The organism is Streptomyces sp. NPDC008121 (assembly GCF_042957155.1).
Classification (GTDB): domain Bacteria; phylum Actinomycetota; class Actinomycetes; order Streptomycetales; family Streptomycetaceae; genus Streptomyces.
Map to the genome: position 1 here is coordinate 282,797 of NZ_JBIBHT010000003.1, position 12,169 is coordinate 294,965.

13 protein-coding genes and 1 riboswitch are annotated in these 12,169 nt (G+C 72.3%); of the genes, 4 read left to right on the top strand and 9 right to left on the bottom strand.

The annotated features are described in order from the left end of the window. Positions 1–97: 97 nt before the first annotated feature. The 3 genes from ACFZBD_RS11385 to ACFZBD_RS11395 form a co-directional block, all read right to left on the bottom strand. The gene (locus ACFZBD_RS11385; protein WP_391139038.1) at positions 98–877 is read right to left on the bottom strand and encodes an enhanced serine sensitivity protein SseB C-terminal domain-containing protein; all 780 of its coding nucleotides are present in this window, start codon (positions 875–877) and stop codon (positions 98–100) included. Between the two features lie 65 nt (positions 878–942). Next, positions 943–1,683, bottom strand: coding sequence for an enhanced serine sensitivity protein SseB C-terminal domain-containing protein (locus ACFZBD_RS11390; protein ID WP_391139040.1), 741 nt, complete (start codon positions 1,681–1,683; stop codon positions 943–945). A 180-nt stretch (positions 1,684–1,863) separates the two neighbouring features. Further along, positions 1,864–2,535 (bottom strand): AAA family ATPase, encoded by a 672-nt coding sequence (locus ACFZBD_RS11395; RefSeq protein ID WP_391139042.1) that lies wholly within the window; start codon positions 2,533–2,535, stop codon positions 1,864–1,866. Between the two features lie 139 nt (positions 2,536–2,674). Then, a riboswitch (glycine riboswitch) is annotated at positions 2,675–2,786 on the top strand. 150 nt (positions 2,787–2,936) lie between these two features. On the opposite strand from ACFZBD_RS11395, the gene gcvT reads away from it, so the two are divergent. From gcvT to ACFZBD_RS11415, 4 genes are all read left to right on the top strand, one after another. Further along, the gene (gcvT, locus tag ACFZBD_RS11400) at positions 2,937–4,064 is read left to right on the top strand and encodes a glycine cleavage system aminomethyltransferase GcvT (protein WP_391139044.1); all 1,128 of its coding nucleotides are present in this window, start codon (positions 2,937–2,939) and stop codon (positions 4,062–4,064) included. A gap of 134 nt (positions 4,065–4,198) precedes the next feature. Then, positions 4,199–4,579: a glycine cleavage system protein GcvH gene (gene gcvH / locus ACFZBD_RS11405; protein WP_391139046.1), complete on the top strand. Its 381-nt coding sequence runs from the start codon at positions 4,199–4,201 to the stop codon at positions 4,577–4,579. Between the two features lie 20 nt (positions 4,580–4,599). Then, positions 4,600–5,868 (top strand): serine hydroxymethyltransferase, encoded by a 1,269-nt coding sequence (glyA, locus tag ACFZBD_RS11410; RefSeq protein WP_391139048.1) that lies wholly within the window; start codon positions 4,600–4,602, stop codon positions 5,866–5,868. Between the two features lie 164 nt (positions 5,869–6,032). Beyond that, positions 6,033–7,403, top strand: a complete 1,371-nt coding sequence (locus ACFZBD_RS11415; protein ID WP_391139050.1) for an L-serine ammonia-lyase — start codon at positions 6,033–6,035, stop codon at positions 7,401–7,403. Between the two features lie 24 nt (positions 7,404–7,427). Here the strand turns inward: ACFZBD_RS11415 and ACFZBD_RS11420 are convergent, their stop codons facing one another. The 6 genes from ACFZBD_RS11420 to ACFZBD_RS11445 all read right to left on the bottom strand — a co-directional run bounded on the left by ACFZBD_RS11420 (position 7,428) and on the right by ACFZBD_RS11445 (position 11,978). After that, positions 7,428–7,583 (bottom strand): hypothetical protein, encoded by a 156-nt coding sequence (locus ACFZBD_RS11420; RefSeq protein ID WP_391139053.1) that lies wholly within the window; start codon positions 7,581–7,583, stop codon positions 7,428–7,430. Between the two features lie 31 nt (positions 7,584–7,614). Beyond that, positions 7,615–8,526 (bottom strand): hyaluronoglucosaminidase, encoded by a 912-nt coding sequence (locus ACFZBD_RS11425; RefSeq protein ID WP_391139055.1) that lies wholly within the window; start codon positions 8,524–8,526, stop codon positions 7,615–7,617. Between the two features lie 99 nt (positions 8,527–8,625). After that, positions 8,626–9,534: a CopD family protein gene (locus ACFZBD_RS11430; protein ID WP_391139057.1), complete on the bottom strand. Its 909-nt coding sequence runs from the start codon at positions 9,532–9,534 to the stop codon at positions 8,626–8,628. 107 nt (positions 9,535–9,641) lie between these two features. Next, the gene (locus ACFZBD_RS11435; RefSeq protein ID WP_391139059.1) at positions 9,642–9,869 is read right to left on the bottom strand and encodes an EF-hand domain-containing protein; all 228 of its coding nucleotides are present in this window, start codon (positions 9,867–9,869) and stop codon (positions 9,642–9,644) included. A gap of 160 nt (positions 9,870–10,029) precedes the next feature. Next, positions 10,030–11,217 (bottom strand): PQQ-binding-like beta-propeller repeat protein, encoded by a 1,188-nt coding sequence (locus tag ACFZBD_RS11440; protein WP_391139061.1) that lies wholly within the window; start codon positions 11,215–11,217, stop codon positions 10,030–10,032. Continuing rightward, positions 11,217–11,978: a polysaccharide deacetylase family protein gene (locus tag ACFZBD_RS11445; RefSeq protein ID WP_391139063.1), complete on the bottom strand. Its 762-nt coding sequence runs from the start codon at positions 11,976–11,978 to the stop codon at positions 11,217–11,219. Before ACFZBD_RS11445 ends, ACFZBD_RS11440 begins: the two co-directional genes overlap by 1 nt. Positions 11,979–12,169 lie beyond the last annotated feature (191 nt).

Below are 12,169 nucleotides of genomic sequence, written 5' to 3' on the forward strand. Positions count from 1 at the left end.
ATACCTAGTCGAGACCCGGACACTCGCCAAACCGGACGGATCCGGGACAAGTGCGCTGCCCGAACGAACGCCCCTGCCATTGAGACGAGTTCGCCGGTCAGGAGTGGCGGGGCGGGTAGCCGTACCCCGGGGCGGGCGGCGCCGGGGAGGCGTGGGCGTCGCGGTCGTAGAAGGGACGCGCGTTGGCGCGCAGCCACATCGCCACCGGGTCGTACTCGTCGGACATGGCGACCGTCGAGACGGGCAGCCCGTCGGGGACGGCGGAGACCGACTGCCGCATCATCGCCCGCACCGCGTCGACCGAGGCCGGGGAGGTGTCGTAGAGGTCGAGGCCGATGGCGAGGTACGGGGAGCCGAGCGCCGGCTGCACCCAGGCGCGCCGGAGCGCCCGCACGGCGGGGGTGCGGTGCGCGTTCTGCGTCAGCTGGGCGTAGAACCGGGGCAGCTCCAGGGCGGGTTCGGTCAGCCGGAGCGGACCGGCGGGCATCCGGTCGAGTCCGGTGGCGATCCTGCGCAGGTCGGCCCAGGGGATGCCGACGCCGCCGCCGGAGTCGTGCGGGTTGAGCCAGATGCCCCAGCGGTCGGGGTAGAGGGCGCGGGCGATCTCGCGTCCGGTGACCACCTCGTGGGCGCGGTTCCAGCCGGAGGCGGCCAGCTCCTGGGCGGAGGTGACGCAGGGGGCGTAGCCGAGGCCCTCGACCTCCATGTTGCCGTACTGGGCGTCGGGCGACCCGGCCTGGCCGTGCCAGAGGAGCATCCACACGTCGCCGTCGGCGAGGGCGTGCAGCAGCCGCTCGTACGCGTCGTAGCGTCCGGGTGCCACCTGGCGCAGCATGTGCTCGACCTGTCCGGCCGCGGCCGTGCCTGACGCGCTCACCTGTGTTCCGCCCCTCGTCCGTCCATCGGTCCAGCTTCCTGACGTGTCATGCCGTGATGCCCGGCTCAGCCGGCGGTGCGCTGGTAGAAGGGGCGCACCCGTTCCAGCATCCAGTCGGCCACGGGGTCCTGCGCAACGTCCAGGAGGATGAGATTGACCGGCCAGGCCACCTCGACGCGGCCGAGCGCGCGGCCGAGGGCGTCCAGCGGGGCGTTGCGGTCGACGCCGTCCCAGGCGGCGAGCTGCACGCCGACGAACAGGGCCGGTTCGGTGCCCTCGACGCTGGCCAGGGCGCGGCGGGCGCTCAGCACGATGCCGGTGGCCTCGAACTCGGCGGCCGCGGCGGAGAGGAAGTCGACGGGGTCGTCCTGCCAGTCGGGCTCGAAGAGCCGGACCCGGCCGCCGGTGGCGGGGCCGTCCAGCGGGGTGCGGCCGGTCCGGCACAGCTCGGCGACGGCGGGCGGGGGCAGCGGGGCCCCGACGGTGCCGCCGGGGTTCACGGCGATCCCGAGCTGCGGGGGGAGACCGCGGGCGAACTCGCGGGCGGGCGCGACGGTGAAGGACATGTGGCCGCCGACGCAGGCGAGGAACTGCTGCTCGGAGCTGAAGACGGGGACGTAGGGGACGCCGTCGATCTCCATGGTGGGGAGGTCGAGGTCGGTGCTCTCGGGGCTGCCGCCGTTGGGCAGCGGGACCCAGACCGGGCTGCGTCCGAGCACCTCGACGAGGCGGCCCCCGGCGGCGGGGTTGCCGAGCGAGGCGGCCAGCACCTCTTCGAGCTCATTGCCCGGCCACGTAACGTCCACGGTCCTCGGTCCCCTTCTCGCGCGTCCGGCTCACGCGCCCTCGGGGCAGAACCCTAATGCCGCCCTGACGCCGCCGTGGCCAAAAGCATACGGAGCGCGTCGGTCCCGGGCGCCGTCCGAGGCTCCCGGCCGGGCGGTGCGCGGATCGTGCCCGCCGGGGACGGGCAGGTCAGGGGGTGGTCAGCCGGCCTCGCGGAAGCAGATCTCGCGCAGGGCGGCGGCGGCGTCCCGGTCGAGCAGGGTGGCCGAGGCGCAGCCCCTGGGCAGCCGGCCCGCCTCGACGGATCGCAGCAGCCGGCCGACCGAGCGGCGGTGCCGGGCGAAGGCGTATCCGGAGACGCCGCGGCCCCGGTCCCGCTGGCCCTCGCGGGCGGCGGCCGGGGTGACGTCGAGCAGGATCAGATGGAGGGCGCTGCCGCGGCGGCGGGCCTCGCGGGCGAGCCATTCGCGCACCCAGGACTGGGTGCCGCAGTCGTGGACGATCACGCTCCGGCCGGCGCGCAGCTCCCGGCGCAGCCCGGCGTAGTGCGCGATCCGGACCAGGGGGCGGTAGACGGCGTACGGGAGGAAGCCGGGCATCCGGGCCTCCCAGCGCTCCCGGGCGTCCTGCGAGTCGATGCCGCGGCCGCCGGCGGCGCGGCGCATCAGCGTCGACTTGCCGCTGCCCGGCAGTCCGGAGACGACGACGAGGTCCCCCGGGGCGAAGGCGAGGACCCGGGGCCCGTGTCCGTCCCGGTCGCGCAGGTCCCGCAGCAGGCGCGCGGAGGCTCCGCGCCGACGGGTCCTGGCCCGGGCGCGCGGGGCCGGTACAGCCGTACTGGTCGCGTAGGCGCCGGTTCTCTGGAACGTCATCGCTTCTCCCCCTGTCGGGTCGTGAAGACCCTTCCCCAAGAAGTGTAAAGAGACAGTAATGAGGCACAAGCGATTTGCCGACGAGGACCCGCGTGCAATGATGTGCGCGCCAAGCGCACACAACCACATACCGGCCGCTCGAATCCGCGCGGGAGAGTCCTGGACGGGCCGCAGCAGCGCTGCGGCGGTCCGGGCGCCGAAGGAGCAAGACCCTCCCTTGAATCTCTCAGGCCCCGTACCGCGCGGATGAGGCAGATCTGAAAAGCGGGCGCGCTCGTCGCGCCCCACCCAAGGTGCAAGCCGAGGATGCTCTCGGTGAACCTCTCAGGTTCCATGACAGATGGGGAGGATCGTCCTCGTCGTCATGATCTTTTTCGCCCTGGGACCCGGGAGCCACACCCATGAGCACTGCCGCCCCCCGCCTGACCGCCCTCGATGCCCTGCATCGCTCCCTGGGCGCGACCATGACCGACTTCGCGGGCTGGGACATGCCGCTGCGCTACGGCAGCGAGCGCGACGAGCACAACGCCGTCCGCGCCAAGGCGGGCCTCTTCGACCTCTCGCACATGGGAGAGATCACGGTCACCGGTCCGCAGGCCGTGGAGCTGCTGGACTTCGCCCTGGTCGGCAACATCTCGACCGTGGGCCCGGGCCGCGCCCGCTACACGATGATCTGCCAGGAGGACGGCGGCATCCTCGACGACCTGATCGTGTACCGGCTCGGCGAGAGCGAGTACATGGTCGTCGCCAACGCCTCCAACGCCCAGATCGTGCTGGACGCGCTCACCGCGCGGGCGGCGGGCTTCGACGCCGAGGTGCGCGACGACCGCGACGCGTACGCGCTGATCGCCGTCCAGGGCCCGGAGTCCCCCGGCATCCTGGCGTCGCTGACCGACGCCGATCTGGACGGTCTGAAGTACTACGCCGGGCTGCCCGGCACGGTCGCGGGGGTCCCCGCGCTGATCGCCCGTACCGGCTACACCGGTGAGGACGGCTTCGAGCTGTTCCTGAAGCCCGAGCACGCCGAGGGCGTCTGGCGGGCGCTGACCGAGGCGGGCGCCCCGGTCGGCCTCATCCCCTGCGGGCTCTCCTGCCGCGACACGCTCCGCCTGGAGGCGGGCATGCCGCTGTACGGTCACGAGCTGACCACGGGTCTGACCCCCTTCGACGCCGGTCTGGGCCGGGTCGTGAAGTTCGAGAAGACGACCAACGACGGCGACTTCGTGGGCCGCAAGGCCCTGGAGGCGGCCGCCGAGCGGGCCGCGGCCAGCCCGCCCCGCAAGCTGGTCGGCCTGGTCGCCGAGGGCCGCCGCGTGCCGCGGGCCGGCTTCGCGGTCGTGGTGGACGGCCGGGTCGTCGGCGAGGTCACCTCGGGCGCCCCCTCCCCCACCCTCGGAAAGCCGATCGCCATGGCGTACGTGGACGCGGCACACGCCGAGCCGGGCACGCAGGGTGTAGGTGTGGACATCCGCGGCACCCACGAGCCGTACGAGGTCGTGGCGCTGCCGTTCTACAAGCGCCGGAAGTGACGTCGGCGCGGCCGGGGGATCCGGCCGCGCGTTCCCTCCGCCGGCCGGCGCCCCGCCGCCTCCCGTCTCATCTCTCGTCTCATTTCGCAAGACCCACGTTCATCAGCACTCCCCCGATCCAGGAGAATCAGGTCATGAGCAACCCCCAGCAGCTGCGCTACACCAAGGAGCACGAGTGGCTGTCGGACGCCGAGGACGGCGTCTCGACGGTCGGCATCACCGAGTACGCGGCCAACGCGCTCGGGGACGTCGTCTACGCCCAGCTCCCCGCGGTCGGCGACACCGTCACCGCGGGCGAGACCTGTGGCGAGCTGGAGTCGACGAAGTCCGTGAGCGACCTGTACTCCCCCGTGACCGGTGAGGTCGTGGCGGCCAACGAGGACGTCGTGAACGACCCCTCCCTGGTGAACACCGCTCCGTTCGAGGGTGGCTGGCTCTTCAAGGTACGTGTCACGGGCGAGCCGGACGATCTGCTCTCCGCCGACGAGTACGCCGCGTTCTCCGCCGGGAACTGAGACCCCTTAGGGATCGATCCATGTCGCTTCTGAACACTCCCCTCCACGAGCTGGACCCGGACGTCGCCGCCGCCGTCGACGCCGAGCTCGACCGCCAGCAGTCCACCCTCGAGATGATCGCCTCGGAGAACTTCGCTCCGGTCGCGGTCATGGAGGCCCAGGGCTCCGTCCTCACCAACAAGTACGCCGAGGGCTACCCGGGCCGCCGCTACTACGGCGGCTGTGAGCACGTCGACGTGGCGGAGCAGATCGCCATCGACCGGGTCAAGGACCTCTTCGGCGCCGAGTACGCCAACGTGCAGCCGCACTCCGGCGCCTCCGCGAACCAGGCCGCGCTGTTCGCGATCGCCCAGCCCGGCGACACGATCCTGGGTCTGGACCTGGCCCACGGCGGTCACCTCACGCACGGCATGCGGCTGAACTTCTCGGGCAAGCAGTTCAACGTGGTCGCGTACCACGTGGACGACGCCGGCCTGGTCGACATGGCCGAGGTCGAGCGCCTGGCGAAGGAGCACCGCCCCAAGGTGATCATCGCGGGCTGGTCCGCCTACCCGCGTCAGCTGGACTTCGCGGAGTTCCGCCGGATCGCCGACGAGGTCGAGGCGTACCTGTGGGTCGACATGGCCCACTTCGCCGGTCTGGTCGCCGCCGGGCTGCACCCCAACCCGGTGCCGTTCGCGGACGTGGTGACCTCCACCACGCACAAGACGCTGGGCGGGCCGCGCGGCGGCATCATCCTGGCGAAGAAGGACTTCGCGAAGAAGCTGAACTCCTCGGTCTTCCCCGGCTTCCAGGGCGGTCCGCTGGAGCACGTGATCGCGGCCAAGGCGGTCTCCTTCAAGATCGCGGCCTCGGAGGAGTTCAAGGAGCGCCAGCGGCGTACGGTGGAGGGTGCCCGCATCCTCGCCGAGCGTCTGGTCCAGGACGACGTCACCACGCACGGCGTCTCGGTCCTGTCCGGCGGCACGGACGTGCACCTGGTCCTGGTGGACCTGCGCAACTCCGAGCTGGACGGCCGGCAGGCCGAGGACCGCCTCCACGAGGTCGGCATCACGGTCAACCGGAATGCGATCCCGAACGACCCGCGTCCGCCGATGGTCACCTCCGGTCTGCGGATCGGCACGCCGGCGCTCGCGACCCGCGGTTTCGGCACCGAGGACTTCGCCGAGGTCGCCGACATCATCGCGGAGACCCTGAAGCCCGGCTTCGACGGGGACAAGGCCCAGGCGCTCAAGGCCCGGGTCTCCGCGCTGGCCGAGAAGCACCCGCTGTACCCGGGTCTGAAGTAGTTTCGTACGCTTTAGTTCCGGTTTCGTTCGTACGCAGTTCCGGGGCACCGCGCACACTGGACAGTGAGCGCGGTGCCCTACCCCGTGTTCCAGGCCTGTTTCCGCGCTTTTCTGCTCCACCCCGGCAGACAACGGCGTCTACCACCCCCACAAGGAGTCACCCCGTGGCCATCTCGGTCTTCGACCTGTTCTCGGTCGGCATCGGCCCGTCCAGCTCCCACACGGTGGGTCCGATGCGCGCGGCGCGCATGTTCGCCCGCCGGCTGAAGAACGAGGGCCTGCTGGCCCCCACCGCCTCGATACGGGCGGAGCTGTACGGCTCCCTGGGCGCGACCGGGCACGGCCACGGCACGCCGAAGGCGGTGCTGCTGGGCCTGGAGGGCGACTCTCCGCGCACGGTCGACGTCGAGACGGCCGACGACCAGGTCGAGCGGATCAAGTCGAACGGAAGGATCAACCTCCTCGGGGTGCACGAGATCCCCTTCGACTTCGACGAGGACCTGGTCCTGCACCGCCGCAAGGCGCTCCCGTACCACGCCAACGGCATGACGATCTTCGCGTACGACGCCGAGGGCGCGCTGGTCCTGGAGAAGACGTACTACTCGGTCGGCGGCGGTTTCGTCGTGGACGAGGACGCCGTGCAGGGCGAGAACCCGATCGTCCCGGACGACACGGTCCTGAAGTACCCCTTCCGCACCGGCGACGAGCTGCTCCGCCTGGCGAAGGAGACCGGCCTGTCGATCTCGGCGCTCATGCTGGAGAACGAGAAGGCCTGGCGCACGGAGGAGGAGATCCGCGAGGGTCTCCTGGAGATCTGGCGCGTCATGCAGGCCTGCGTGGCCCGCGGCCTGTCCCGCGAGGGCATCCTCCCCGGCGGCCTGAAGGTCCGCCGCCGCGCCGCCAACACGGCCCGCAAGCTGCGCTCCGAGGGCGACCCGGCGGCGCTCGCGATGGAGTGGATCACCCTCTACGCGATGGCCGTGAACGAGGAGAACGCGGCGGGCGGCCGGGTGGTCACCGCCCCGACGAACGGCGCGGCCGGCATCATCCCGGCGGTCCTGCACTACTACATGAACTTCGTGCCCGGCGCCGACGACGAGGGCGTGGTCCGCTTCCTGCTGGCGGCCGGCGCGATCGGCATGCTCTTCAAGGAGAACGCCTCGATCTCCGGCGCCGAGGTCGGCTGCCAGGGCGAGGTCGGCTCGGCCTGCTCGATGGCGGCCGGCGCCCTCGCCGAGGTCCTGGGCGGCTCCCCGGAGCAGGTGGAGAACGCGGCCGAGATCGGCATGGAGCACAACCTGGGCCTGACCTGCGACCCGGTGGGCGGTCTGGTCCAGATCCCGTGCATCGAGCGCAACGGCATGGCGGCGGTCAAGGCGGTCACGGCGGCGAAGATGTCGATGCGCGGCGACGGCAGCCACCTGGTCTCCCTGGACAAGGTCATCAAGACGATGAAGGAGACCGGCGCCGACATGTCGGTCAAGTACAAGGAGACGGCCCGCGGCGGCCTCGCGGTGAACATCATCGAGTGCTGAGACGAGGCCGGGCCGGGGGGCCGGTCAGCCCTCCGCCGCGGGAGCCCCCTCGGCGGGGGCGAGCCGCCCCCGCAGCGCCGCGTTCTCGGCTTCCAGCAGGGCGATGCGCTTGCGGGCGAAGTACAGCTCCACCACCGCGTCCTGGAATTCGGACACGAGCTGTTCGGGGGTCAGTTCCATGGGGGCCTCGGGGCTCGGAGCGGGGCGGGGGTCAGGACGGGGCGATGACGGTCTCGGTGCCGGAGGGGCCGCGCCACTTCAGGGCGCCCCCTTCGGCGAAGAGAACGCCGCCGTTGGCCGGGTCCGATGTGGGCGCCTTGGTGGCGTTCCGGATGCCGATCACGCCGTCGCCGCCGCCGTACGACTCGCCGCTGGTCACGCCGAACATGGCGTTGTGAGCCGCGAGCGCGCCGCTGTTGAGGACCCGCAGCCGGGCGACGCCGGCCCGGTCGCGGAATTCGGCCAGGCGGCTCGCGGAGTCCGCGTTGGCCTGCATCAGCAGCCCGATCGTGGAGTCGCGCTGGGCGATCTCCACGCGGCCGCGCGGGGTGGCGCCGATGGCGAGGCCGACGCCCACCGCTCCCGAGCCCTTCACGACGAAGTCGTCCACACCGTTGTTGCGCAGCGTGATCAGGTTGCCCTTGGTGGGACCGGTGGTGTGGGTGACGTAGATGCCCTGGGCGGCCGTGCCGCCCGACCCGTCGGTGACGCCGTCCGTCTCCAGGTAGAGGGAGACCGCGGCCGCGCCCCCGTCGGAGGCGTCCGCGTGCCCGCGGTGGGTGACCTTGAGCGTGCCGTGCTTCCGCTCGGTGCCGGAGAGGTACATCGCCGAGTCGTCCGGGTTGTCGGAGACGACGTTCAGCGCCACGCCGTTGCCGGCCGACCCCGACTGGTAGGCGGTCACCGCGTGGAGCTTCGTCGTCGCCGCCGTGGACACCGCGAGGAACGACGAGGTGGCGCCGCCGGTGGTGGTGAAGTTCCGGGCGCGCACGGCGCCGGGATAGACCACGTCCTCCTCCGCCGCACCCTGGGGCACGGCCGCCGACGCCGTGCCCGGCCCCGCGGCCACCGTCACGGCCCCCGCCGTGAACGCCCCCAGGAACAACCTGCGCGTACTGGTCACTTCGACTCCTCGTCCCACCCCGATACGACAGAGCGGCACGTTACGTCGTGACGGCGGCCGGCGCCAGATCCGAGCACAGCAAGATCGGCAAGGTGCCCCCTAGGGCGCCGACCAGTGCGGGTCGGGGACCACCGTCAGGACGGCCGAGACCAGGACGACCGCCACCAGGGCTCCCAGCTCGATCCGGGCGGGCGCCTCGGCGTCGCCGCCGCGCAGCATGCGGTGGCGGGCGGTGAGGGCGAGCAGGCTGACCACGCCGATCAGCGCGAGCTTGGCCAGTACCACCCTGCCGTACGCCGTGGCCAGGACGAGGTCCGGGGGCAGGCGGCGCAGGGTCGACAGGGTGCCGGTGACGGCGAGGGCGGCGAAGAGGCAGGCGGCCATCCGGGCGTACCGCACGAGGACCGCGCGGCCGTCGCGCCGCAGCCGCATGGTCCGCAGGACGTGCAGGAGGGACCCGAGCCAGAGCGAGCCGGCCGTCAGATGGACGACGGTGAGGGTGATGCCGACCGCCGGGCTGTACGTCTCCGGGTGGGCGCGCAGCGCCTCGGCGCCGATGACGACGGCGAGCGGGAGCAGTGCCAGGGTGGGGCGGCGGCCCGTGGCGCAGAGGGCCGCGAGGGCGAAGGCGTTGGCCGTGACGAGGAGCAGCCGGCCTTCGCGCATGCCGTACACGGTGGTGAGGCCGAGGCCGCTGACGGCGGCGAGGAGCAGGAGCAGGGTGGCGGAGGCGGCGGCGCCGAGCAGCGAGGCGGGCGCGGACCAGCGGCGCGGCCGCGGGCCCTCCCGGGCCAGCCGGGTGCCGGCGAGTTCCCCCAGATGGACGGCGAGGCCGACCAGGACGAACATCCGCAGCAGCGTGGTGGTGCCGGCGGCGGGGATCCGGAGTTCTCCGGTGCCCGCCTGGGCTATGCCGGCGCCGAGCAGGGCGACGGTGAGCACGGCTACGGCGGCCAGGACCGCCGCCGTCAGACGTGTCGGGGTGCCGAGGGGACCGGGAAGCGTCACCGGTCGATCGTCACCGCGGGCCGGACGGGCGGCAACTCGCGTACCCGCGCGCGGGCCGGACGGGCGGCGATCCGCGCACCCGCGCGGCCGCCCGTCCCGGCCGGGACTCAGGCCTGCGCGGCGCCCTTGTCCAGGTGCGCCCAGAACTCGTCCCAGGAGAGCTTGCCGTCGCCGTTGCCGTCGCGCTGGTTGATCAGCGCCTCGGCGACGGTCTCGGTGACGTGGAAGTCACCCAGCTGGGCCATGACGCTCTTGTACTCCGCGGCGGTGATGAGGCCGTCCCCGTCCACGTCGAACCGCTCGAATGCCTTGCGTGCCGACTCGATGTCCGCCACTGCTTCCGCCCCTTCTTGGTGCTTCGATGACGGAGGTCAGATTAGCGGGCCGCGGCCGGGCGGCCGATGGGGGTCCGTGTCCGGGGGCCGCCGGGAGGGCCCGGGCGGGCCGCCGTGGGAGGGCGGGCCACCGTGTGCCGCTGACGGCCCCCGGGGGCCGTCAGCGGAAGACGCCCGTGTGGCCGAGGGAGTACCGGCCGGGCTGGGGGTAGACCGCGAGGCCGTGCGGGCCGCTGCCGACGGGGATGCGGGCGAGCTGGCGCCCGGTGGTGGTGTCGATCGCGTACACCTCGGAGTCGTAGCGGCCGGAGAGCCACAGCACCTTGCCGTCGGCGGAGACTCCGCCCATGTCCGGGGAGCCGCCGTCCGGCAGCCGCCACTTCTTCGTCAGCTTGTTCTGCCGGAAGTCGAAGACGGAGATGGAGCCCTCGCCGCGGTTGGGGATGTACATCTCCCTGGAGTCGCGGGAGACGTAGAGGCCGTGGGCGCCCTTGCCGGTCGGGAGCAGGGTGGGGGTGGTGAACTTCTGGCCGTCCAGAACCCATACGCCGTGGGCCATCATGTCGGCGATGTAGAAGGTCTTGCCGTCCGGGGAGATCTTCACGTCCTGCGGCATGGCGCCCTCGAAGGGCAGCCGCTGCTGGCCGATGACCTCCATCTTCTCGGTGTCGACCTTCAGCAGCTCGCCGGAGAACTCGCAGGAGACGACGAAGTACCGGCCGTCGGCGGAGAAGTCCGCGTGGTTGACGCCGTAGCAGGAGACGGGGACGGTCTTCTTCCGCTCCATGGTGTGCGGGTCGCGGAAGACCAGTTCGCGGTCGAGGGAGGCCATGACGACGGCGTACCGGCCGTTGGGCGTGAAGTAGAGGTTGTACGGGTCGTGGACCTCGACCGGCTTGCCCGCGACCCCGTTCGCGGGGTCGATGGGGGTGAGGGTGTGGCCGCGGTTGTTGTTGACCCAGAGGGTCTTCAGGTCCCAGGAGGGGACGACGTGCTGCGGCTGGATGCCGACCGGGATGGTCTCGATGACGCGGTAGGTCGCCGGGTCGATGACGGAGACGGTGTTGGAGTTGGTGTTGGGGACGTAGACGCGGGACGGGAAGCCCTTGACGACGGGCGAGAGCTTGCCCGGCCGGTCGGCCGCGTACACGTCCCGGGGGTCGAGGACCGGCGGCATGCCGGGCAGCCCGGCCGGGACGGCCCGCTTGGGTACGGCGGGGAGGGCGGCGGCGTCCTTGGTGGCGCCGCCCCGGGGCTCGGCCCCGTTGTCGGCGATGCCGCAGCCGGCGAGCGCGGCGAGCAGCGCGGCCGCGAGGAGGCTCTTCGAACGCTTGGTGAGAGGCAGCATCAGGTCAGCAACTCCGTGGTGGTCACCGCGCGCAGGCCGCGGCGGTCGAGTTCGGCGAGGAGGAGGGGCAGCGCGGCGACCGTGTCCGCGTAGCCGAAGTGCAGGCTCACCACGGATCCGTTGCGGATCGGCCCGGTGACGTGGGCGACGACGGCGGCGGCGCCGGGCGAGGTGAAGTCGAGGGAGTCGACGTCGTACGACAGGACGTGCGGGTAGCCGGCCCGGCGGGCCGCCCGTTGGACGGTGGGGGCGGCGTGCCGGGCGCGGGAGGGGCGGAACCAGCTGCCGATGGAGCCGGTGAGCCGCCGCAGCCGGGTGGCGCAGGCGGTGATCTCGGCGTAGGCCTCCTGCTCGGTCATCGCGTTGATGTCGAGGTGGCGCTGGGTGTGGTTGCCGAGGTCGTGGCCGCCGTCGAGGACGCGGCGGGCGAGGTCGGGGTGGCGGTCGAGCCAGTCGCCCACCGCGAGGACGGTGAGGCGGGCGCCGGCCTTCTCGGCCTGGTCGAGCAGGGTGCGGGCGATGCCGGGGTCGCCCTGGCCGTGGAAGGTGAGCGCGACCCGGGGCCGGTCGCGGGGGCCGTTCTCGATCTCGGCGGGGCGGCCGGGGAAGCGGCGGGGCGCGGGGGCGGCGGCGGGCGCCGGGGCGGGCGGGGGGCGCCGGGCGGGGGCGGGGGGCTCCGTGCCGCAGGCGGTGGTGAGGGTTCCGGCGACGGCGGCGGCCGCGCCCGCCCGCAGTGCGGTGCGGCGGTCGGTCGGGTTCACCCGACCATTGGAAGGGGCGGTATGCCCGAAAGGTAACGATTAAGCCAATTCAGGACGTTTGCAGGCCACCCCGCCACCTCCCGCACTCGGTCATGATCGATGAAACAAGCGGTGAATCCCATATCTATTCATGGTTTGGAAGGCGGGTGCCATAGGTCACCATAGATTCATCGCTCACTTGTCCCGATATG